This window comes from Actinoplanes sp. 13, assembly GCF_056134165.1.
Genome location: NZ_JBVYOQ010000039.1, coordinates 1 through 20738 on the forward strand (window position 1 = coordinate 1; position 20738 = coordinate 20738).

23 protein-coding genes and 1 pseudogene are annotated in these 20738 nt (G+C 70.6%); 16 read left to right on the plus strand and 8 right to left on the minus strand.

Going from position 1 to position 20738, the window contains the following annotated elements; all coding sequences use genetic code 11:
• Positions 1-81: 81 nt before the first annotated feature.
• The 3 genes from ilvA to AC0NH5_RS39335 all read right to left on the minus strand — a co-directional run bounded on the left by ilvA (position 82) and on the right by AC0NH5_RS39335 (position 4104).
• Positions 82-1311, minus strand: coding sequence for a threonine ammonia-lyase (ilvA, locus tag AC0NH5_RS39325; protein ID WP_474412994.1), 1230 nt, complete (start codon positions 1309-1311; stop codon positions 82-84).
• Between the two features lie 255 nt (positions 1312-1566).
• Positions 1567-2925, minus strand: a complete 1359-nt coding sequence (locus AC0NH5_RS39330) for an amidase (RefSeq protein WP_474412869.1) — start codon at positions 2923-2925, stop codon at positions 1567-1569.
• 27 nt (positions 2926-2952) lie between these two features.
• On the minus strand, positions 2953-4104 hold the full coding sequence (locus AC0NH5_RS39335) for a cystathionine gamma-synthase (RefSeq protein WP_474412871.1): 1152 nt from the start codon (positions 4102-4104) through the stop codon (positions 2953-2955).
• A 24-nt stretch (positions 4105-4128) separates the two neighbouring features.
• On the opposite strand from AC0NH5_RS39335, the gene AC0NH5_RS39340 reads away from it, so the two are divergent.
• The 5 genes and pseudogenes from AC0NH5_RS39340 to AC0NH5_RS39360 all read left to right on the plus strand — a co-directional run.
• Entirely contained in the window at positions 4129-4575 is a 447-nt protein-coding gene (locus AC0NH5_RS39340; RefSeq protein WP_474412873.1) for an HIT family protein, read from the plus strand.
• Positions 4576-4577: 2 nt separating this feature from the next.
• Complete coding sequence (gene msrA, locus AC0NH5_RS39345; protein ID WP_474412875.1) at positions 4578-5237, plus strand: peptide-methionine (S)-S-oxide reductase MsrA; 660 nt, start codon at positions 4578-4580, stop codon at positions 5235-5237.
• Positions 5238-5308: 71 nt separating this feature from the next.
• Entirely contained in the window at positions 5309-5632 is a 324-nt protein-coding gene (locus tag AC0NH5_RS39350) for a hypothetical protein (RefSeq protein ID WP_474412877.1), read from the plus strand.
• Positions 5633-5642: 10 nt separating this feature from the next.
• Positions 5643-6296 carry a nucleotidyl transferase AbiEii/AbiGii toxin family protein gene (locus AC0NH5_RS39355; protein ID WP_474412879.1) on the plus strand — a complete coding sequence of 218 codons (654 nt, stop codon included), beginning with the start codon at positions 5643-5645 and terminating at the stop codon, positions 6294-6296.
• Between the two features lie 22 nt (positions 6297-6318).
• Positions 6319-6420 (plus strand): annotated as a pseudogene (locus tag AC0NH5_RS39360) (peptide-methionine (S)-S-oxide reductase MsrA); the annotation flags it as partial.
• Positions 6421-6514: 94 nt separating this feature from the next.
• Here AC0NH5_RS39360 and AC0NH5_RS39365 read toward each other — a convergent pair.
• Entirely contained in the window at positions 6515-6955 is a 441-nt protein-coding gene (locus tag AC0NH5_RS39365) for a VOC family protein (RefSeq protein WP_474412881.1), read from the minus strand.
• Positions 6956-7137: 182 nt separating this feature from the next.
• Here AC0NH5_RS39365 and AC0NH5_RS39370 point away from each other — a divergent pair, with 182 nt between their 5' ends.
• Positions 7138-7452: a hypothetical protein gene (locus AC0NH5_RS39370; protein WP_474412883.1), complete on the plus strand. Its 315-nt coding sequence runs from the start codon at positions 7138-7140 to the stop codon at positions 7450-7452.
• Here the strand turns inward: AC0NH5_RS39370 and AC0NH5_RS39375 are convergent.
• A complete protein-coding gene (locus AC0NH5_RS39375) occupies positions 7447-7611 on the minus strand; it encodes a hypothetical protein (protein ID WP_474412884.1) in 165 nt (54 codons plus the stop codon). The genes AC0NH5_RS39370 and AC0NH5_RS39375 overlap by 6 nt on opposite strands.
• Positions 7612-7699: 88 nt before the next feature.
• On the opposite strand from AC0NH5_RS39375, the gene AC0NH5_RS39380 reads away from it, so the two are divergent.
• The 4 genes from AC0NH5_RS39380 to AC0NH5_RS39395 all read left to right on the plus strand — a co-directional run bounded on the left by AC0NH5_RS39380 (position 7700) and on the right by AC0NH5_RS39395 (position 11915).
• Positions 7700-9145, plus strand: a complete 1446-nt coding sequence (locus AC0NH5_RS39380) for a CYTH and CHAD domain-containing protein (RefSeq protein WP_474412886.1) — start codon at positions 7700-7702, stop codon at positions 9143-9145.
• Positions 9142-10218 (plus strand): polyphosphate kinase 2, encoded by a 1077-nt coding sequence (ppk2, locus tag AC0NH5_RS39385; RefSeq protein WP_474412888.1) that lies wholly within the window; start codon positions 9142-9144, stop codon positions 10216-10218. Before AC0NH5_RS39380 ends, ppk2 begins: the two co-directional genes overlap by 4 nt.
• A gap of 288 nt (positions 10219-10506) precedes the next feature.
• On the plus strand, positions 10507-11412 hold the full coding sequence (locus AC0NH5_RS39390; protein ID WP_474412890.1) for a ribonuclease Z: 906 nt from the start codon (positions 10507-10509) through the stop codon (positions 11410-11412).
• On the plus strand, positions 11409-11915 hold the full coding sequence (locus AC0NH5_RS39395; RefSeq protein ID WP_474412891.1) for an N-acetyltransferase family protein: 507 nt from the start codon (positions 11409-11411) through the stop codon (positions 11913-11915). The genes AC0NH5_RS39390 and AC0NH5_RS39395 overlap by 4 nt, the downstream gene beginning before the upstream one ends.
• A gap of 398 nt (positions 11916-12313) precedes the next feature.
• Here the strand turns inward: AC0NH5_RS39395 and AC0NH5_RS39400 are convergent, their stop codons facing one another.
• The gene (locus tag AC0NH5_RS39400; protein ID WP_474412893.1) at positions 12314-12571 is read right to left on the minus strand and encodes a hypothetical protein; all 258 of its coding nucleotides are present in this window, start codon (positions 12569-12571) and stop codon (positions 12314-12316) included.
• Positions 12572-12749: 178 nt separating this feature from the next.
• On the opposite strand from AC0NH5_RS39400, the gene AC0NH5_RS39405 reads away from it, so the two are divergent.
• Entirely contained in the window at positions 12750-13679 is a 930-nt protein-coding gene (locus AC0NH5_RS39405; protein WP_474412895.1) for a S1C family serine protease, read from the plus strand.
• A gap of 19 nt (positions 13680-13698) precedes the next feature.
• The gene (locus AC0NH5_RS39410) at positions 13699-14718 is read left to right on the plus strand and encodes a DUF695 domain-containing protein (RefSeq protein ID WP_474412896.1); all 1020 of its coding nucleotides are present in this window, start codon (positions 13699-13701) and stop codon (positions 14716-14718) included.
• 97 nt (positions 14719-14815) lie between these two features.
• On the opposite strand, the gene AC0NH5_RS39415 is transcribed toward AC0NH5_RS39410, so the two are convergent.
• Both AC0NH5_RS39415 and AC0NH5_RS39420 read right to left on the minus strand, forming a co-directional pair.
• On the minus strand, positions 14816-16174 hold the full coding sequence (locus AC0NH5_RS39415; protein ID WP_474412898.1) for a cystathionine beta-synthase: 1359 nt from the start codon (positions 16172-16174) through the stop codon (positions 14816-14818).
• A 3-nt stretch (positions 16175-16177) separates the two neighbouring features.
• On the minus strand, positions 16178-16522 hold the full coding sequence (locus AC0NH5_RS39420) for a YkvA family protein (protein ID WP_474412900.1): 345 nt from the start codon (positions 16520-16522) through the stop codon (positions 16178-16180).
• 120 nt (positions 16523-16642) lie between these two features.
• Here AC0NH5_RS39420 and AC0NH5_RS39425 point away from each other — a divergent pair, with 120 nt between their 5' ends.
• From AC0NH5_RS39425 to AC0NH5_RS39440, 4 genes are all read left to right on the plus strand, one after another.
• The gene (locus AC0NH5_RS39425) at positions 16643-17752 is read left to right on the plus strand and encodes an SGNH/GDSL hydrolase family protein (protein WP_474412902.1); all 1110 of its coding nucleotides are present in this window, start codon (positions 16643-16645) and stop codon (positions 17750-17752) included.
• A 16-nt stretch (positions 17753-17768) separates the two neighbouring features.
• Entirely contained in the window at positions 17769-18566 is a 798-nt protein-coding gene (locus tag AC0NH5_RS39430; protein ID WP_474412904.1) for an SGNH/GDSL hydrolase family protein, read from the plus strand.
• A 45-nt stretch (positions 18567-18611) separates the two neighbouring features.
• The gene (locus tag AC0NH5_RS39435) at positions 18612-19856 is read left to right on the plus strand and encodes an acetyl-CoA C-acetyltransferase (RefSeq protein WP_474412906.1); all 1245 of its coding nucleotides are present in this window, start codon (positions 18612-18614) and stop codon (positions 19854-19856) included.
• 272 nt (positions 19857-20128) lie between these two features.
• On the plus strand, positions 20129-20578 hold the full coding sequence (locus tag AC0NH5_RS39440; RefSeq protein ID WP_474412908.1) for a GNAT family N-acetyltransferase: 450 nt from the start codon (positions 20129-20131) through the stop codon (positions 20576-20578).
• Positions 20579-20738: the final 160 nt, after the last annotated feature.

Below are 20738 nucleotides of genomic sequence, written 5' to 3' on the forward strand. Positions count from 1 at the left end.
GCTCAACTTCACACACTCCCGCCGCCAACCGCCCACGTGTGAAGTTCCGGTGCGTATGAGGGCTCAACTTCACACACGGGGTCAGGGCGTCGCCTCGGCGAGCAGGGCCACCCGGTAACCGGCGTCCCGCAACGCGCTGATCAGCGCCGACGAGTGCGCCGGCCCCCGCGTCTCCACCGAGAGCGCCACCTCCACCTCGCCGAAACTGAGCCGGGGACTCTGCCGTGAGTGGGCGACGTCCACGACGTTGGCCCGCTGCTCGGCGATCTCCCGCAGCAGCCGGACCAGCTGCCCCGGCCGGTCCGCGCAGCGCACCGCCAGCCGCAGGAACCGGCCCGCCGACGCCAGGCCGTGCTCGATCACCCGCAGCAGCAGCATCGGGTCGATGTTGCCGCCGGACAGGATCGCCACCACCGGCTCGCCCGCCGGCGGCGCCCAGGCGCCGGTCAGCAGCGCCGCCACCGCCGCCGCACCGGCCGGCTCGACCACCATCTTGTGCCGCTCCAACAGCACCAGCAACGCCCCGGACAGGTCCTCGTCGGTGACCGTCACGACCTCGTCGACCAGCTTCGCGACGTGTGCGAACGTCAGATCTCCCGGCCGCAGGACCGCGATGCCGTCCGCGATGGTCGCGCCCGAGTCCAGTTTTCGGGGCGCGCCGGCTGCCAGTGAGGGCGGGAACGCCGCAGCACCGCTCGCCTGCACCCCGACGATCCGGATGTCCGGCCGCACCGCCTTCGCGGCGACCGCCAGCCCGGAGATGAGCCCGCCGCCGCCGACCGCGGTCACGATCGTCGTCGCCTCCGGGCACTGCTCCAGGATCTCCAGCGCCACCGTGCCCTGGCCGGCGATCACGTCCGGGTGGTCGAACGGGTGGATCAGCACCGCACCCGTGCTGCGGGCGAACTCGTGCGCCGCCTCCAGAGCGTCGTCCACACTGGTCCCCGCGTACTCGACCGTCGCGCCGTACCCCTTGGTCGCGCTCACCTTCGGCAGCGGCGCGCCCTCCGGCATGAAGACCGTGGCCCGGATGCCGAGCAGGCCCGCCGCGAGCGCCACCCCCTGCGCGTGGTTTCCCGCGCTGGCGGCGACCACGCCGCGGGCACGTTCGGCGTCAGAGAGACGAGCGATTCTGGTGTACGCGCCACGCACCTTGTACGACCCGGCCCGCTGCTGGTTCTCGCACTTGAGCCAGACCGGCGCCCCGGTGATCTCGGTCAGCGGCCGTGACGTGATCAGCGGCGTCTCCAGGGCGACCCCGGTCAGCAGCGCACGGGCGGCTTCCACGTCAGCGAGGGTGAGCAAGTCCAGCGATCTCTCCGCAGCGGTCACGAACACCAATCGTGCCACCCCGCCGTCACGGCCCCGCACCGGTTGCCCACCGCACCAGCACCGCCCCACGCCGGCCGGTTCCCAGCGCTGCCCTGACCGCCGCGCGGCAGCCCGCACAGCCGGCCGGCCGCGCCCGGCTTGCGCTCAGCGCAGCTTCAAAGGGGCGCTGAGACATCTCCGGCGCCCGGCGCGCACGGCCCCCGCCGGGCGCACCGCCCCGCCGGGCGCACGGGCTCAGACGAGGGCGTGACGCTGCCAGGGGTTGAGCACCTCGAACTGGCCGGCGATCGACAGGAGCAGCAGCTCCGAGTCGGGCGGGCCGACCAGTTGGATCGCCACCGGCAGCCCGTCCGGCCGGAACCCGACCGGCACCACGATGGCCGGCAGCCCGGCGTAGTTCCACGGCGCCGCGTACGGCGCGTAAGAGGCGTTGGCCCACATGTTCCGGCGCCACGACTGCCCCGAGTACCGCAGGGCGGGCGGCGGCGCGAGCGCCAGTGCCGGGGTCAGCAGCACGTCGATCGAGCGGTCGGCGAAGAACTGGGTGGCCCGTTCCCGCCACGCGGCCCGCTGCTTCTCCCGGACCAGGCCGGCCCGCATGGCGGCCTTGCCCAGCCGGATGTGGTTGCGGGTGCGCGGCTGCAGGTCCCGCAGGTTCAGGCCCTCGGAGTTCACATAGGCGCCGGCGAACCACGTGGCCAGCACGCCGAGGGCCACCCCCTGCGGATAGCGCGGGTCCGCGGTGACGGTGTCGTGCCCCGCCTGCACCAGCAGTTTCGCGGCGGTGGCGACAGCCGTGGTGTTCGGCTCGTCCGGTTTGACACCGGCCACCGGCGACCGCAGCGACACCCCGATCCGCAGTTTCGACGGCTCCGTCAGCTTCACCGGGGCCTGCCCGGACAGCACCGAGAAGCCCAGTGCCGCGTCCGCCACCGTGGTGGTCAGCACGCCGTTCTCGGTCAGGCCGAACCAGTCCTTGTCGCCGAAGCCGACCGGCACCACGCCGCGGCCCGGCTTCAGCCCGACCAGGCCGCAGCAGGCCGCCGGGATCCGGATCGAGCCGAGCCCGTCGTTGCCCTGCGCGATCGGCACCAGCCCGGCCGCCACCGCCGCCGCGGAACCGCCGGACGACCCGCCCGGGGTCCGTTCCAGGTCCCACGGGTTGCGGGTCGCGCCGTCCGCGTCGTCGGTCACCGCCCAGAGGCCCATCTCCGGCATCTTGGTCACGCCCACGACCACCGCGCCCGCGCCGCGCAGCCGCCGGACCACCTCGTGGTCCTCCTCGGCGATCTCCGGCGTCCGGGCCGCCGCGGAACCGTGCCAGGTCGGCAGGCCGGCCACCGCGGTGTTCTCCTTGACCGCCACCGGCACACCGGCGAGCGGCAGGTTCGCCAGGTCCTCCTGGTCGTCGACCTTCTCCGCCTCGGTGATCGCCTCACCACCACGGACCACCCGGAACGCGCCGAGCGCCGGATCGGAGATGGCGATCTGCTCGAGGTGGTCGGCCACGACCTGGGTGGCGCTCGCGTCGCCGCGCCGCACTGCCCGGGCGATCTGCTTGGCGGTGGCTCCCACCCAGGTCGTCGAGTCCATGTGCTTCCAGATCTCCAGCGTCGTTCGTTATCCGAGCGCCTGCTCCAGGTCGGTGAGCAGATCGTCAACGGTTTCGATGCCGACAGACAGTCGCACGAGATCGGCGGGAACTTCAAGCGCTGAGCCCGCAGCCGACAGATGTGTCATCTGTCCCGGGTGCTCGATCAGCGATTCCACTCCGCCGAGCGACTCGGCGAGCACGAAGAGCTTCGTGCGGTTGCAGATCGCCATCGCCTGGTCCGGTCCGCCCGCCGCGCGGAACGAGACCATGCCGCCGAACCGGCTCATCTGCTTGGCCGCCGTCTCGTGACCGGGGTGCGTCTCCAGCCCCGGGTAGAGCACCTGCCCGACCGCCGGGTGCTCCCGCAGGTAACCCACGATCCGCTCCGCGTTGTCACAGTGCCGGTCCATCCGTACACCCAATGTCTTGATCCCGCGAAGGGTGAGCCAAGCGTCGAAAGGCCCGTTGACCGCGCCCATGGCGTTCTGGTGGAAGGCCAGTTCCTCGCCGAGGCCGGTATCCGCGGTGATCAGCGCGCCGCCCACCACGTCGGAGTGCCCGCCCAGGTACTTCGTGGTCGAGTGCACCACCACGTCGGCGCCCAGCGCGATCGGCTGCTGCAGGTACGGCGAGGCGAACGTGTTGTCCACGACCAGCATCGCGTCGTACTCGTGGGCCAGCCCACCCAGCGCGGCGATGTCGGCGATGTTGAGCAGCGGGTTGGTCGGCGTCTCCGCCCAGATCAGCCGGGTGTGCCCGGGACGGAACGCGGCACGCACCGCGTCCAGGTCGTCCAGCGGGACGGCGGTCCAGGCCAGGCCCCACCGCTCCAGGACCTTGGAGAAGAGCCGGAACGTGCCGCCGTACGCGTCGTTCGGGATGACGACATGATCACCGGGCCGGCAGACCGTACGCAGCAGGGTGTCCTCCGCCGCCAGGCCGCTCGCGAAAGCGAGCCCGCGCTGCCCGCCCTCGATCGCCGCCAGGCACTCCTGAAGCGCGTCGCGGGTCGGGTTCTGGGAGCGGCTGTACTCGTAGCCCAGACGGGGGGCGCCGACGGCGTCCTGGGCGTACGTGCTCGTCTGGTAAATGGGTGGCACGACCGCGCCGGTCCGCGGGTCCGGCTCCTGGCCGGCGTGGATGGCAAGGGTGTCGAACCCGTAGCTGTTAGCCGTCATGTTGCGCAAGGCTAGTCTCACGTGGTGGCCGACTGCGTGTTCTGTGGCATCGTGGCGGGAACCGTCCCGGCGTTCGTCGTTGCTTCCACCCCGTCGTTCCTGGCGTTCCTCGATGTCCGCCCGGTGTTCAAGGGCCACGTCCTGGTGGTCCCCCGCACGCACGTGGTCACGCTCCCGTCGCTGGACGCCGCCCTCCTGCCCGGATATTTCACGTTCGTGCAGCTGCTGTCGGCTGCCGTCCCGGCCGCGCTCGGCGCTCAGGGCACCTTCGTCGCGATGAACAACATCGTCTCCCAGTCCGTGCCACACCTGCACACCCACGTCGTCCCCCGCACCAAGGGCGACGGCCTGCGCGGCTTCTTCTGGCCCCGCCGCAAATACGAGAACGACGGCGAAGCCGCGGAGACCGCCGACAGCATTGGTAAGGAATACCGGCGCCTCAGCGTTGCAGAGACCGGACGAAGGGAGTGACCGTGTTCCTGCGGTACAAGAAGCTCGACCTGCCCACCGCCGACACCGCCCTGCCGGGTCGCGACGCCGAGATCCCGGTGGCCGCCACCCACACCGTGCTGGGCACCCCGCTGAAGGGCCCGTGGCCGGCCGGCCTGGAGGTCGCGGTCTTCGGAATGGGCTGTTTCTGGGGTGCGGAGCGCATCTTCTGGGAGCTTCCGGGCGTCTACTCGACGTCCGTCGGCTACGCCGGCGGCTTCACCGCCAACCCCACGTACGAGGAGACCTGCTCCGGCTCCACCGGACATGCGGAAGTGGTCCAGGTCGTCTACGACCCGGCGAAAATCGCCTTCGAGGACCTGCTGAAGGCCTTCTGGGAGAACCACGACCCCACGCAGGGCATGCGCCAGGGCAACGACGTGGGTACGCAGTACCGGTCCACGATCTACACCACCACCGAGGCCCAGGCCACCGTGGCGCGGGCGTCACTGGAGGCTTTCCAGCCGGTGGTGTCGGCGGCGGGCCGCGGCGAGATCACCACCGAGATCAAGCCGCTGACGACGTACTACTACGCCGAGGACTACCACCAGCAGTACCTTTCAAGTGATAAAAACCCCAACGGGTACTGCAACCATGGGCCGAACGGGATGACCTGCCCGATCGGTGTCGCTCGCACCAACTGACACGACAACACGGGACGGGACCCTCTCCGAGGCCCGTCCCGTGTGACGATGGTGGGAGGAGGTGGCCTGAGATGCGCCGATACGCCAAACCCATCGTCGTCGCGGACGATCTCGACCTGTTGCAAGGACGGACGACCGGAGTCGTCACCCTGCCGCCTCACCTCGACTGGTCCGGTGCGGCCGACTACGACCTCGACAGTCCCGGCCGGATCGTCGATCTCTACCGGACTGTCCTGATCGAGGCGACCAAGCCCGACGATCTGCACGCCTTTCTTGATCGGGCAATCCTCGCCAGACTCTGGCCATCGATCTGGCTTCCGCCGGACCTACGCCGTGCGTGGGAAGAACGCTTCCGCGAACTCAGGCAGACCGGGTCGGAGATTCCTGCCGCGTAAGGTCCCCGGCATGGATCCACGTCACCGCGAGCTGGCTGAGATCGCTCTTCGCGCGGCCGGAGGCGGTTATGGACTCGCGCTCGCCGGCGGCTATGCCGTTCGGGAACACGGTATGGGTAACCGGCCGAGCGGCGATGTCGATCTGTTCACCGACTGGCAGCGCCGGGCGGACTTTCCCGCCGCCGCGGGTCTCGTCATCGAGGCTCTGACCGACAACGGTTTCGTCGTCGATGCCGTCGCTCGGGCGGACACCTTCGCCCGACTGCTGGTCTCTCGACCTGACGAGCCGGACGTGGAGCCGCAGAAGTTGGAGCTGGCCGCGGACTGGCGCGCCCATCCACCGGTGACACTGAGCGTCGGTCCCGTCCTGCACCCGGACGACGCCGTCGGCAACAAGATGGCGGCACTCTACGGCCGTGCACTCGCCCGAGACTTCCTCGACATCGATGCCGTCCTCGCCAGTGGCCGCTATACGAGCGATGAACTTCTCCGGCTGATCGAGGCTGCCGATCCCGGCTTCGACCGCGCGACCTTTGCCGATGTGCTGGGAGCGGTGGACCAGATCAGCGACGCAGCCTTCGCTCCCTATGGCATCGACACTGCCTCCATCCGAGGCCTGCGCCAACGGTTCACCGAGTGGCAGAAGGAACTACGGCAGGACTGACGCGCCGTCAGACCTGCACGGTTGGCACCAGCAGTACCTGTCCGACGCGAAGAACCCGGGCGGTTACTGCAACCACGGCCCGAACGGCATGACCTGCCCGATCGGGGTTGCTCGCACCAGCTGACCCGGCAACACGGGACGGGCGCCTCTCCGGAGCCCGTCCCGTGTGACGACGGCGCGGAGGAGGTCCCTGCCGCGTAGGGTCCCCAGCCTGCGCCTCAGCTGAGTTCTTCGGCGAGGCCGACGACGGTTCCTTCCGGGCCGCGGACGTAGCAGAGCCGATAGACGTCCTCGTACTGCTCGACAGTCCCGACCAGCTCGGCCCCGTGAGCGCGCAAGCGGCCCACCACATCATCGAGGTCCTCGACCGCGTACATCACCCGGCGGATGCCCAGCGTGTTCGCCGGCGCGTTCGCCGGTTCCGGCCGGATCGCCGCCGGCTGGTGGAACTTGACCAGCTCGATCCGTCCCGGGCTGCCCGGGATCTTCAGCATCGCGACGTCCTGCCGGACGTCGTCGATGCCGATGACACGTTCCACCCAGCGGCCCTCCACCGGGCCCTTGCCTTCCAGCTCCATGCCGAGTTCGACGAAGAACGCGATGACGGCGTCGAGGTCCTCGACGACGATGAGCACGTTGTCCATCCGCTTGATCGTCATGCCGGGCTCTCCTCAGGGTCGGTTACGTCCAGGACGTAGCGGTCGGACCATTCTCGACATCCCTGGGGAGAGGCCGACACCGTCAAGCCACCGAGCCCCTTTTTCACACTCTTGATCGAAAAAAGTCGACTTATCCGCAGATCGCGCTGACACTCGAATCAGCCACAGCGGGAGGTTGGATCATGCGTAACGAGGATGAACGGGCCGCCTGGGATCTGGCCGAGTACCTGCACCACCAGGCGCGGGCCATGATGCGCGAGGCCGAGGAGGCGCTCGACACCTGGCGTACCGGGAAGGAGATGAACCGCCTCCGGTGCGCACGCCGCGGGATCAGCGCGACCGACGCGGAGATCCGCTGGTCCGCCTCCACCGTCGCCAAGAACGCGATCACCAACAACACGTTCCACGTGGGTCTGGCGACCATGTATTACGGCGCCGCGACCGCGAATTACGCCCGCGCGCTGTACCTGCACACCCGGGACGGCACCCGCCTATGACTCCTTGCCGGCGGTCGGCGCCGGCGGCGGCTGGGGCGTCCCCGAGGCGGACTCCGAGGAGGTCGGGGCCGGCACGGCGAGGGCCAGGCCGAGGGCCGCGCCGGCGCCGATCAGGCGCAGGCCGGCGAGGGAGACGGGACGGCGTTCGGACTTCTCCATGCGGCACTCCCAACAACTGACGACCGGCCCACCAAGATGCCAGCCAAACCTGAGACATCCCTGTGTCAAGGCCCGCCGAACGGGCACCATGGACAGGGTGGAGATCGCCACCGAGACTGAGCGCAAGTACGACGTCCCCAAGACCTTCGAGCTTCCCGACCTGACCGGTGTGGCCGGCATCGCAGGTGTCGAAGGCGCCGAGACCCATGATCTCGACGCGACGTATTTCGACACCGATGACCTGCGGTTGATGAAAAACCGCCGGACGCTTCGTCGGCGGTCCGGCGGGCACGACGCGGGCTGGCACCTGAAGACGCCCGCCGACGGTGCGGGGCGCAAGGAGCACCGGGTGTCCGGGGAGCCGGACGAGGTGCCCGACGAGCTGCGCAAGCTGGTCCGCCTCATCGTGCGGCAGCGGGAGCTGCGGCCGGTCGCCCGGCTGCGCACCCGGCGGGTGGAGACGCCACTGCGTGACGCCACCGGGCGGACCCTGGCGCTGATCGCGCAGGATCAGGTGCGGGCCGACTCGGACGGCAAGAAGACCACGTGGCAGGAGATCGAGGTCGAGCTGGTCGACGGCGACGCCGCGGTGCTGGACGCGGTCGAGGAGGCTCTGCTGGCGGCCGGCGCGACCCCGGCGGCGGGCCCTTCCAAGGTGGCGCGGGCCCTGGCCGACCGCCTCAAGGCCGACGAGGGCAAGGACACGGCGAAGGGCAAGGGCGGGATCAACCCTGTCTTGCGGTACGCGCGAGAGCAGCGCGACGCCATTGTCGGCCAGGACCCCGCCGCCCGCCGGGGCGAGGAGGAGGGCGTGCACAAGATGCGGGTCGCCACCCGCCGCCTGCGCAGCACGCTCAAGACGTTCCGGCAGTGGTTCCCCGAGTCCGACCTCGGCGACGAGTTGCGCTGGCTCGCCGGCATGCTCGGCGCGGTCCGTGACCCGCAGGTGCTGGAGGAGAAGCTGTCGGCCGGGGCGCGGACGTCCGGCCCCGAGTTCGAGCCGGCCGCGCAGCGGATCCGGACCAGCCTGGACGACCGCATCGTGAAGGGCCGGGAGGAGCTGGCCGAGGCGCTCGACTCGGACCGGTACCTGCGGCTGCTGGACCGCATCGACGAGCTGGTGGACGGGAAGCCGCGGCAGGACACCGACCCGGTCAAGCGGATCCGCCGGGTGCTGCGGAAGGCCGACGACCAGTTGGACGCCGCGATGGCCGGCGGCGTGGACGAGGAGATCCACGAAGCACGTAAGTCGTACAAGAAGGCTCGTTATGCGGTTGAAGTGATCGCACCGGATGCCGGCCGCCCGGCCAAGGCGCTGGTGAAGACGCTCACCACGTTGCAGGACGGGCTGGGGGCGCACCAGGACTCCACCATTGCGCGCGAGGTGCTCCGGGAAATCGGTTCGGACAGTTTTCACTTCGGTGTGCTGTACGGCAGGCAGGAACAAGTGGGTAAGGAGACGCTGGCAGCTGTGCCCGCGATGGTGCGGGCCTCCCGGCGCAAGAAGGTACGACGGTGGCTGGCGAAGACATGAGCACAGACCTCGACAACGAGCCGAACACGGCGCCTCCCGAGGGCGACGACGAGGCGAGCACGGCGCCTCCCGAGGGCAACGACGAGCCGAGCACGGCGCCTCCCGAGGGCAACGACGAGGCGAGCACGGCGTCTCCCGAGGGCGACGACGAGGCGAGCACGGCTCCCTACGACGGCCCGATCGCCGAGCTGAGCGGTTATCGGGTGGTGGACGACGAGGACGACGACCCCCGGCTGCTGAACGCGGACGGCACGCCGGTCGACACCTGGCGCGAGGACTATCCGTACGACGAACGCCTTCCCCGGCCCGACTACGACCACGACAAGCGGCTGCTGCAGATCGAGTTGCTGAAGTTTCAGAACTGGTTCAAGGACACCGGGGAACGGCTGGTGATCCTCTTCGAGGGGCGGGACGCGGCCGGCAAGGGCGGCACCATCAAGCGGTTCATGGAGCATCTGAACCCGCGCGGCGCCCGGGTAGTGGCCCTGGAGAAGCCCAACGAGAAGGAGAGCACCCAGTGGTACTACCAGCGCTATCTCAAGCACCTGCCGTCGGCCGGTGAGATCGTGCTGTTCGACCGGTCCTGGTACAACCGGGCCGGCGTCGAGCGGGTGATGGGTTTCTGCAGCCGCCAGGAATACCTCGAGTTCATGCGGCAGACGCCGGAGCTGGAGCGGATGCTGGTCCGCTCGGGCATCCACCTGGTGAAGTTCTGGTTCTCGGTCTCCAAGGGCGAGCAGCGCACCCGGTTCGCGATCCGTCAGGTCGACCCGGTGCGCCAGTGGAAGCTCTCCCCCATGGACCTGGAGTCCCTCGACAAGTGGGACGACTACACCGAGGCGAAGGAGGCGATGTTCTTCTACACCGACACCGCCGACGCCCCCTGGACCGTGGTGAAGAGCAACGACAAGAAGCGCGCCCGGCTGGAGGCGATGCGGCACGTGCTCAACCGCTTCGACTACGAGGGCAAGGACGCGGAGATCGTCGGTACGCCGGATGCGAAGCTCGTCGGCGGCGCCTCGCTCGTGGTGGAAGGAACCGAAATGTCCCCCCGGGTATTCCCGCGGTTGTAGTGATTCAAAAAGCGTTGGCAGGACCCTGTCCCAATGGATAACGTGGCCGTACACGTGAAGGGAGGTGGTCCGAAGTTGTATAGCAATGGGACTCGTGAGGTGGCTGTCCGCTAGCCGCTGTCCTCGACAGCTTCTTGTTTGACGTCGAGACCGTGTGGCAGTGGCCCGGCGAGTACCAGACAGCCACCCGACCCCAGGGGATCCGGCCTTGTCCGACCGGACCTCGTTCGCGTCCGCGAGCGAGGAGACTCCCCTGGGGTCGCTTCATTTCCGACGGGGGCAGTTTCGATGCGTGAGCTGGTCGTGCTCGGCACGGCGAGCCAGGTCCCGACCCGGCACCGCAACCACAACGGTTACCTGCTGCGCTGGGACGACGAGGTGATCCTCTTCGACCCGGGCGAGGGCATCCAGCGGCAGATGCTGCTGGCCGGCCTCCCGGTCACCCCGCTCAAGCGGATCTGCATCACCCACTTCCACGGCGACCACAGCCTCGGCCTGCCCGGCATCCTGCAGCGCGTCTCGCTGGACCGGGTGCCGCACCCCGTGACGGTGCACTACCCGGCCGGCGGCCAGGTCTTCTACGAGCGCCTCCGGCACGCCACCAGCTACTGGGACAACGCCGAGATTGTGCCGGGCCCGGTGGGCGCGGGCTTCGCCGTGGAGACCTCCGCGGGGCGCCTCACCGCGCTGCCGCTCCGGCATCCCATCGAGACGTACGGGTACCGCCTGGTCGAACCGGACTCCCGCCGGATGCTTCCCGACCTGCTCGAACGGCACGGTATCAGCGGCCCGGCCGTCGGTGAGCTGCACCGTGCGGGCCGGCTCGGCGACGTCACGCTGGAGCAGGTCAGCGCCGTCCGGCCGGGGCAGCGGTTCGCCTTCGTGATGGACACCGGCCTCTGCGACAACGTGTACCGGCTGGCCGAGGACGCGGACATGCTGGTGATCGAGTCGACGTTCCTCGCCGGGGACGCCGCGATGGCCGCTCAGGTCGGCCACCTGACAGCGGGGCAGGCCGCCGCGGTCGCGCGTGAGTCACGCGTACGAAAGCTGGTTCTGACGCATTTCTCCCAGCGTTATCAGGACGCGGACCGCTTCCTCGACGAGGCCCGCGAGGAGTTCGACGGCCCGATCGTGATCGCCGAGGATCTGCTGCGGGTTCCGTTGCCGTCCCGGCTACGGTCGCCCTCATGACTGTGCTTCTTCGCCCGGCGACCGCCGGCGACCAGGCCGGCGTCGGGGCGCTCCACCATCGTTCCCGGGCCGCCGCCTACGCGGACCTGCTCGACGATCCCGGATCCTTCGCGGTCCGCGGCCCGGAGCAATTCGCCGCGTGGTGGACCGAGCGGTGGAGATGGGAGCAGGAGACGCACCGGATGACCGTCGCCGAGGACGACGGCGAGCTGATCGGTTTCAGCTACATCGGTCCCAGCGAGACGCCCGGCGCTGTCGAGCTCTACGCGATCCACCTCGATCCGGCCCGGGTCGGCACCGGCGTCGGCCGGCAGCTGATGGACCGGGCCCTCGCTGAGCTGGCCGAGCTCGGCGGCGAGCGGGCGGTTCTGTGGGTGCTGGCCGGCAACGCGGTGGCGCGCCGCTTCTACGAGCGGGGCGGCTGGACGTTGGACGGCGCCACCCGGGTGGAGCCGATCAACGATCAGCCCCTCCCTCAGCTGCGCTATTCGCATCCGCTGTGACGCCGACGTGAGCTTTCGCTGTGACGCCCGACGTGAGCTTTCGCTGTGACGGCCACGCCGGCATCCGCTGCCACCGCCACGCGAAACGCCCGCCGCGGGGGACTGCGGCGGGCGTTCGCTTGTTGCTGGTGGGGCGGGAGCACGTGACCGATTGAATGCGGGGGAACCTGTGGTCACGCGCTCCCGCCCACCACCCCGCCCGAACCGGTGCGCCTGGCCGGAGGCGCGGACCAGCGGAGGCGTGCCGATCCGGATAACCAGTTCAAGGGCGGGTCTGGGCGCGGGATACCGAAACGCTGGCGGGGCGTTCCGGCGTCACCGCCGGGTGACGTCAACCGGGCCGGCAGGCCTGCTTCCGGGGGACGGAAAGCTTTGTCGGCGACGTCGAGGTCCATCGGTCAGTCGATCATCCTCCACTGCTGGTTACGCATGCTGTTCATGTCGTGTCGCAAGGTCCAGGCCTCGCGGAAGGGGCGACGCGAGACCGCGTCGGCGCGCTCGGCGAGCCGGCGGGCCGAGCACGGCCAGGGATGTCCACACCAGACGCAGTCGCCGTTCGCACCGGCCGTCTGATGCCGGCCGAGCATCTGCTGCGCTTCTCGCCACAGCAGGCGGTCCACGATGTCGGCGGGAGCCGCCTCGTCGACGTCCACCATCCCCTGCCCCTTCGTCCGGGAGTGGTTCATAGCTCCGTCACGACACATACAACCGCAGCGGGCCATCGGCCGGTCGGACTGTCTGTGCGACTGTGGCGACTGACCGTGACGAGAAGTGTTCGCCATCGGCGGACGCCGGACGGGCATCGACACTGGTCGCGCCGCGGTTGACTGTCACATGGACACCGAAGAATCCGAGGCGCTGGACGCCTACAGCAGGATCGTGACCGGTGTGGCCGGCCGGTTGCTGCCCTCGGTGGCCGCCCTGACGGTCCGTTCGCCGCGCGGCGGCGCCGGTTCCGCGGTCACCTTCACCGACGACGGTTTCCTGCTCACCAACGCGCACGTGGTCGCGGGCGCGAACGGTGGCGCCGCCGCCTTCGCCGACGGCGTCGAGACGCCGTTCGACGTGGTGGGCGCCGACCCGCTCTCCGACCTGGCCGTGGTCCGGGTGCATCACCCGGGCGCACCGGCCGCACCGCTCGGCGACGCCGACGGGCTGCGGATCGGCCAGCTGGTGGTCGCCGTCGGCAACCCGATGGGCCTGGCCGGTTCGGTGACCGCGGGGGTCGTCTCCGGTCTGGGCCGCTCGCTGCCGGCCCGGGACGGCCGCCGGATCCGCATCATCGACAACGTCATCCAGACCGACGCCGCCCTCAACCCGGGCAACTCCGGCGGGGCGCTCGCCGACTCGTCCGGCACCGTGGTCGGTGTCAACACCGCGGTGGCCGGCTACGGCCTCGGCCTCGCCGTCCCGATCAACACCACCACCCGCTCGATCATCGGTGAGCTGGTCACCACCGGCCGGGTGCGCCGGGCCTGGCTGGGTGTCGCCGGCGTGCCCACCCACCTGCCGCCCGCGCTCGCCGCACGGCTGGGCCAGAAAGTGGGGCTGCGGGTGGTGGAGGTGGTGCCGGGCAGTCCGGCCGGCCTGGCCGGGATCTATCTCGGCGACATCCTGGTGACCGCGGGCGGAAGCCCCGTGCAGAGCGTCCAGGCGCTGCAACGGCTGATGCTGGGCCCGGCCATCGGCGTCGATCTGCCGATCACCCTGCTCCGCCGGAACGCGCTGGTCGACGTGGTCGCCCTTCCCGCCGAGCTGGGCTGATCCGCGGTACCGTCCCGGGGTGATCTTCAAGCGGAGGCGCAAGCCCGATCCGGCGGCCGCGATCGATGCGTTCTGGACCTGGTGGGCGGCGAACCGGGACCGGGCCGCCCGGCAGATCGCCGGCGCCGGCGAGGACCGGCTGGTCGACGAGATCGGCACGCTGGTCTCGGCGATTCACCCGGACCTGCAGTGGGAGTTCACCGCCGGCGGCACGTCGCGGCATCTGCTGGTGGTCAGTTCGGGCGGCGACCCCGCGCTGCGCTCGCTGGCCGAACGCTGGCGCCGCGCCGGGCCGCCACCCGACGCGACGTTCGGATATTCCGCCGCCCGGCAGGGCAGCCCCGGCGCTCTCGACGACGGCCGGCTGTCGATCGCCGGGCACGAACTGGACCTGGGCGAGCTGCGATTCACCGCCGAGATCGACGAGGACCGCGACTGCGTGGACGTCCAGGTCTGGCACCCGGTGTTCCCGGCCATGCCGGACGGCGCCCGCAACCAGGTCGCCTTCCTCGCGCTGGACTGGCTGCTCGGCGAGGACGGCGTGGAGATCTGGGTGGGCGGGATCGAGACGGCCACCACGCCGGGCGCCACGCTGACCGGGCGGGAACTGGCCGCGACAGTCGCCGCGCTCGCTCCGGCCGACGGGGAGCCCCGCTGGCGGGCGCTGTCCGGCACGGTGGACGGCAAGCCGCTGATCGCGCTCGCCCAGTCGCCGCTGCGGGCGGCCCGGTGGCCCGGTCACGACCTGCACATCCGGCTGGATGTGCCGTACCTGCGGCGGGACGACAACGGGTTTCCCACCTCCGAGGCCCTCGCCGACCTGCACGCGCTGGAGGATCACGTCGGCCGGCACGCCGACGGCGCGGTCGTCGTGGCGCACGAGACCACCGGCGGCGTCCGCACCACCCACCTTTACGCGGAACGCCCGGCCGCCGCGCACGCGCTGGAACCGCTGATCGCCTCGTGGCCGGACGGCCGCATCAGCCTGACGGTCACCCCGGACCCGGCCTGGGAGGCGGTCGGCCACCTGACCGCCTGAGGTGTGTGAAGTTCGGGTGCGATTCGCACCCCAACCTCACACCGACTGCCTGAGCCGCCCGGCCGACCCCGGTCGCACGGGATCGGCAGGACGGGTCCTAGGACAGGTGCGCGAGCAGGTCCTGGCGGGTGAGCACGCCCGCCGGCTTGCCGTCGACCAGCACCATCGCGGCGTCGCCCTTCTCCAGCAGCGCCACCGCCTCGGCCACCGGCTCGCCCCCGCCGATCATCGGCAGCGGGTCGCCCATGTGCCGCTCGATGGTGTCGTGCAGGTGCGCCTGGCCGGTGAACAGCGCGTCCAGCAACGCCTTCTCCGAGATCGAGCCGGCCACCTCGCCGGTCACCACGGGCGGCTCCGCCTTCAGCACAGGAAGCTGGCTGACGCCGTACTCCCGCATGTAGTCGATGGCATCGCGCACCGTCTCGGTGGGGTGGACGTGGATCAGCGGCGGGATCTCGGCGCCCTTGCCGGCCAGCGCGTCGGCCACGGTCGGCGTGCCCGCCTGGGTGTGCAGGAAGCCGTACCGTGCCATCCACTTGTCGTTGAAGATCTTCGAGAGGTACCCGCGGCCGCCGTCCGGCAGCAGCACCACGATCACGTCGTCAGGGCCGGCCTTGCGGGCCACCTCCAGCGCCGCGACCACGGCCATCCCGCAGGAGCCACCGACGAGCAGGCCCTCCTCGCGGGCCAGCCGGCGGGTCATCTCGAACGAGTCCGAGTCGCTGACCTCGATGACCTCGTCGGTGACAGAGCGGTCGTACGCCGTCGGCCAGAAGTCCTCGCCGACGCCCTCCACGAGGTAGGGCCGGCCGGTGCCACCGGAGTAGACCGAGCCCTCCGGGTCCGCCCCGACGACCCGGACCTGGCCCCGCTCCTTGAGGTAGCGCCCGACACCGCTGATCGTGCCGCCGGTGCCGACACCCGCCACGAAGTGGGTGATCTTGCCGCCGGTCTGGTCCCAGAGCTCCGGGCCGGTCTGCTCGTAGTGCGAACGCGGGTTGGCCGGGTTGCTGTACTGGTCCGGCTTCCACGCCCCGGGGATGTCCCGGGTCAGTTGATCGGAGACGTTGTAGTAGGAGCGGGGGTCCTCGGGCGCCACGGCGGTCGGGCAGACCACCACATCGGCGCCGTACGCCCGCAGGACGTTCTGCTTGTCCTCACTGACCTTGTCCGGGCAGACGAAGACGCATTTGTAACCGCGTTGCTGGGCCACCAGGGCCAGCCCCACGCCGGTGTTGCCACTGGTCGGCTCGACGATGGTGCCGCCCGGCTTGAGGAGGCCCGCCTTCTCGGCGTCCTCCACCATCCGGAGCGCGATCCGGTCCTTGACCGAACCGCCAGGGTTCATGTATTCCACCTTGGCCAGCACGGTGGCGCTGATGCCCTGGGTCACACTGTTCAGACGGACCAGCGGAGTGTTGCCGATCAAGTCGACTACGTTGTCGTAATAGCGCACGCTTTACTTTACGACCAGGCGGCCGTTGGTCCGTTCCCACTCCAGGAACCGGTCGGTCTCGGCCAGCACCGCGCCGGCCAGCCAGGTCACCATGACAGCGTCGTCGATCAGCCCGACCACCCAGAGGAACGCCTCCGGGATCGCGTCGATCGGCGACACCACATAGACGGTCGCGGCCGTCATCAATGCCAGCCGCAGCCCACCGTCGTACTGGCCACGGGTGGTCGCAGCGATCATCCGAGGCACCGCACCGAGCCTCTGGGCGACCGACGGCCCACCGCGTGAGCCCGCCGCCAGTGCCCGGGCGAGCGACGTGAACGCCGCCGCACGTTTCAACGTTTTGGCCATGTCTGTTCCCCTCTCCGCCACTCAAGCATGACCTGGCCGCGCCATGATTGCCTCTCGCCATCACGAGTTAGCCTCGAATTCCAGCCTCCGAACGCCGATCGGGTGACAACGAGGGAGATCGTGAGCAGCATCGATTGGGCCGGCACGACGGCACGCATCCGAGCCTTCTCGGCAGCGGACCGGCGGCGCGTCGTCGCGGCCGGACGCGTCGCCGGGCAGGTCACCGGGGCGCTCGCCGGGGTGGCGGCGTTCTCGGTCGGGCTGCTGATGCGCCAGGCGGCAGAGGCCCGCCGGGTGATCCCGATGGCCGAGGCGCCACCGCCGCGCGGCGACGGCCTCTACGGGCCGAAATTCCACGGCCGGCCCGTCAACCTGGTGATCCTCGGTGACTCCATCGCGGCCGGTTACGGCGTGCACCGTCCCCGTGAGACCCCCGGCGCGCTGTTCGCCACCGGCATCTCCCGCCGGCTGCGCCGCCCGGTGCGCCTGCACCGCCTCGCCGTGGTCGGCTCGATCTCGGCCGGCCTGCCCTATCAGGTGGACGCCGCCCTGGAGTACAGGCCGGACATCGCGGTCATCTTCATCGGCGGCAACGACGTCACGCACGCTTCGGCACGCGACTCCGCCGTACGACATCTGGCCGACGCCGTGCGCAGGTTGCGCGCCGCCGGGTGCCGCGTCGTGGTCGGCACCTGCCCGGACATCGGCGCGATCAAGCCGATCAAGCCGCCGTTGCGCTGGCTGGCCCGCCGGTGGAGCCGGCAGCTGGCCGCCGCGCAGACCGTCGCCGTGGTCGAGGCCGGCGGACGCACCGTGTCGCTGGGCAACCTGCTCGGCCCGATGTTCGAAGCCGACCCGGCCCGGATGTTCGGGTCGGACCGTTTTCATCCGTCCGCGGAGGGGTACGCACGCACTGCGGCCGTGATGATGCCGACGGTGCTGGCCGCCCTCGGCGAGGACGACCGCGCCGCCGTGGCGGTGGCCGACGGGATCCGGACCCTGCCCGAGGCGGCCGACGAGGCGGTCCGCGCCCCCGGCACGGAGGTCAGCCCGACCCGGGTCGGCGGTCGCGAACGCGGTCCCGCCGGGAGGTGGGCGCAGCTGCGCCGGCACCCCTGGTTCGGTGAATCACGTCATTGGTTCGGCTCGAAACCGAGCACCGAAATTCCTAGCGATCAGGTGAACGACGGGGCCGTAGGGTATTACCCAGAGGATCATCAAGTCGGCTGATGTGGGGAGGCGGGACATGGCTGGACTGCCGGAACGACTGACCAGGGCCGCGGCCACGAGCCTGCTGGCCGGTGCGGTCGGTGGCGCCGCCCTGCTCGCGGGCGAGCTGCTCGCCGCCAAGGCCCGGCGGTACGCGAAACCCACCATGGGCCTCGCCCTGCGCACGTCGATGGGCCCGACCTCGGCACCTCCGCTGCGCCTGGTGCTGCTCGGCGACTCGGCGGCTGTCGGGGTGGGCGTCGAGTGGCTCTCCGACACGGTCGGCGGCCAGCTGGCCCAGCTGCTCGCCGACGGCTCCCCGGACACCGGCCCGCGGCACGTCCTGCTCTCCAGCGTCGGTGTCGCCGGCTCCCGGTCCAGCGACCTCGCCACCCAGGTGGCCCGCGCCCTGCTCGGTGACCGCCCGGACGTCGCCGTGGTGCTCATCGGGTCGTACGACGCCGCTGCCGCCCGCAGCCCCGAGGAGGCCGCCGGTGATCTCGGCCAGGCCGTGCGCCGGCTGCGCTCGGCCGGCGTGCGGGTGGTCGTCGGCACCTGCCCGGATCTCGGCGCCTCCCGCTCGATGGCGCCGCCGCTGCGGCAGTTTGCCGGGATGTTCGGCCGCCGGTTGGCGAAAGCGCAGGCCAAAGCCGTCACCGAAGCCGGCGGGGTGGTGGTGGACCTGGCCGCCGAGACCGGGGCGGTCTTCCGAGCCGACGCCGGGACGCTCTGTTACGACGGCTTCCACCCGTCCGCCGACGGTTATCGGGTGTGGGCGCACGCGCTCTATCCGGCAGTCGCCAAGGCAGCGATGAGCGGCTCCGAGAGCCTGTGACAAATCTGCACTTCCGACCATGTTACCGGTAAGTAAACTGGGCACATGCCGGAAGCTGTCATCGTCGCCACTGCCCGCTCCCCCATCGGACGCGCCCACAAGGGTTCGCTGAAGGATCTGCGTCCCGACGACCTCGCCACCACGATCGTGGACGCCGCCCTGAACAAGGTGCCGCAGCTCGACCGCACCCTCATCGAGGACCTCTACCTCGGCTGCGGTCTGCCCGGCGGCGAACAGGGCTTCAACATGGCCCGCGTGATCGCCACCAAGCTGGGCCTGGACGGCCTGCCCGGTGCCACGATCACCCGGTACTGCTCCTCGTCGCTGCAGACCACCCGGATGGCGTTCCACGCGATCAAGGCGGGCGAGGGCGACATCTTCGTCTCGGCCGGCGTCGAGACCGTCTCCCGTTTCGCCCGCGGCAGCTCCGACGGCCTACCCTCGGCCGCGCAGGAACTGGTCGGCGGCGGCTGGCAGAACCCGTACTTCGCCGACGCCCAGGCCCGCACCGCGTCGTACGCCGAGGGCGGCAAGACCTGGCACGACCCCCGCGAGGACGGCGCCGTCCCGGACATCTACATCACCATGGGCCAGACCGCGGAGAACCTCGCCCAGATCAAGAACGTCTCCCGCGAGGAGATGGACGAGTTCGGCGTGCGCAGCCAGAACCTGGCCGAGAAGGCCATCGCCAACGGCTTCTGGGACCGCGAGATCACCCCGGTCACCCTGCCCGACGGCACTGTGGTGTCGAAGGACGACGGTCCCCGCCCCGGCGTCTCCCTCGAAGCGGTCTCCCAGCTCAAGCCGGTGTTCCGCCCGGACGGCCGGGTCACCGCCGGCAACTGCTGCCCGCTCAACGACGGCGCCGCCGCGGTCGTCGTCATGAGCGACACCAAGGCCCGCGAGCTCGGCATCACCCCGCTCGCCCGGATCATCTCCACCGGCGTCACCGCGCTCTCCCCGGAGATCATGGGTTACGGCCCCGTCGAGGCCTCCAAGCAGGCCCTCCGCCGCGCCGGCATGACCATCGACGACGTCGACCTCGTCGAGATCAACGAGGCCTTCGCGGCCCAGGTCATCCCCTCCTACTCCGATCTCGGCATCCCCCTGGAGAAGCTCAACGTCAACGGCGGCGCCATCGCCATCGGCCACCCCTTCGGCATGACCGGCGCGCGCATCACCGGCACGCTGCTCAACTCCCTCGACTGGCACGACAAGACCATCGGCCTGGAGACCATGTGCGTCGGCGGCGGCCAGGGCATGGCCCTGCTGCTCGAACGCCTCAGCTGAGCGACCGGCCCGGCACGCTCCCTGTGCCGGGCCGTCATCCCATCAAGGTCAAGAGCAGGATGTCGTAGCGGGTGGGTGGCCCGGACCGTCGCTCACGCCGAGGGCCCGGCACGACCGCTGGCCGCTGACGCGTCCAGAACGCGGGCCGCACCGGGCGGCCTGCGTAAGCGGTTGCGCCCGAACCCCCGACCCTTCGGTCCGGACAGCCCCGGCTCCCAGCGCTGCACCGAGGCGGGACGGCTCCAGGGACCAGCCGCCGGAAAGGAGTCAGCGTGCGGATTCAGGCTCTCGGTGCCGAGGACGTCGCGTTCGGGCAGACAGTGGCGCTCTTTGACGACTACCGGGTGCACTACGGCGAGACGTCCGACCGGGAACGCACGCGGGCCTGGCTGACCGAACAGCTCAGCGCTGAGCGACTCCGACTGTCCGCGGCGATCATCGGTGACCGGGTGGGCGGGCTGATAACGACCGCTGTCATGCCCGCCTCGCTCCGGCTGGGTGCCGCCTGGCACGTACGCGATCTGTTCGTGCACCCGGACCACCGGCGTGCCGGGGCCGCTCGCGCCCTGCTGGACCACGTCATCGCGGCTGCCCGCGCCGCGGGCGCCACCCGGGTCTCGCTGCAGACAGAGCCGGAGAACGGCCCGGCGCTGGCTCTCTATGCCGCCGCCGGATTCCGGCCGGTGGAGGGTCTGACGGCGCTCAACCTGCCGCTGCGGTAACGCCGAGCGCTCGCAGAACGAAAGCCCAGAGCTCGCGGATCGAAAGCCTGGACGCCCGCGGATCGAAGGCGGCAGCCCGCAGATCCAGGGCGACAGCCCGCAGATCCAGGGCGGCAGCCCGCGCGCCGCGGAGGCGGGATCCGAGGATCGAAGGCGGGTC

Coding starts and splice junctions, on each gene's coding strand:
- AC0NH5_RS39330 (WP_474412869.1), bottom strand. CDS start 2,925: ATGGACTCGACGACCTGGGTGGGAGCCACCGCCAAGCAGATCGCCCGG.
- AC0NH5_RS39335 (WP_474412871.1), bottom strand. CDS start 4,104: ATGACGGCTAACAGCTACGGGTTCGACACCCTTGCCATCCACGCCGGC.
- AC0NH5_RS39350 (WP_474412877.1), top strand. CDS start 5,309: ATGCGCCGATACGCCAAACCCATCGTCGTCGCGGACGATCTCGACCTG.
- AC0NH5_RS39355 (WP_474412879.1), top strand. CDS start 5,643: ATGGATCCACGTCACCGCGAGCTGGCTGAGATCGCTCTTCGCGCGGCC.
- AC0NH5_RS39365 (WP_474412881.1), bottom strand. CDS start 6,955: ATGACGATCAAGCGGATGGACAACGTGCTCATCGTCGTCGAGGACCTC.
- AC0NH5_RS39370 (WP_474412883.1), top strand. CDS start 7,138: ATGCGTAACGAGGATGAACGGGCCGCCTGGGATCTGGCCGAGTACCTG.
- AC0NH5_RS39375 (WP_474412884.1), bottom strand. CDS start 7,611: ATGGAGAAGTCCGAACGCCGTCCCGTCTCCCTCGCCGGCCTGCGCCTG.
- AC0NH5_RS39380 (WP_474412886.1), top strand. CDS start 7,700: ATGGACAGGGTGGAGATCGCCACCGAGACTGAGCGCAAGTACGACGTC.
- ppk2 (WP_474412888.1), top strand. CDS start 9,142: ATGAGCACAGACCTCGACAACGAGCCGAACACGGCGCCTCCCGAGGGC.
- AC0NH5_RS39390 (WP_474412890.1), top strand. CDS start 10,507: ATGCGTGAGCTGGTCGTGCTCGGCACGGCGAGCCAGGTCCCGACCCGG.
- AC0NH5_RS39395 (WP_474412891.1), top strand. CDS start 11,409: ATGACTGTGCTTCTTCGCCCGGCGACCGCCGGCGACCAGGCCGGCGTC.
- AC0NH5_RS39400 (WP_474412893.1), bottom strand. CDS start 12,571: ATGGTGGACGTCGACGAGGCGGCTCCCGCCGACATCGTGGACCGCCTG.
- AC0NH5_RS39405 (WP_474412895.1), top strand. CDS start 12,750: ATGGACACCGAAGAATCCGAGGCGCTGGACGCCTACAGCAGGATCGTG.
- AC0NH5_RS39420 (WP_474412900.1), bottom strand. CDS start 16,522: ATGGCCAAAACGTTGAAACGTGCGGCGGCGTTCACGTCGCTCGCCCGG.
- AC0NH5_RS39430 (WP_474412904.1), top strand. CDS start 17,769: ATGGCTGGACTGCCGGAACGACTGACCAGGGCCGCGGCCACGAGCCTG.
- AC0NH5_RS39435 (WP_474412906.1), top strand. CDS start 18,612: ATGCCGGAAGCTGTCATCGTCGCCACTGCCCGCTCCCCCATCGGACGC.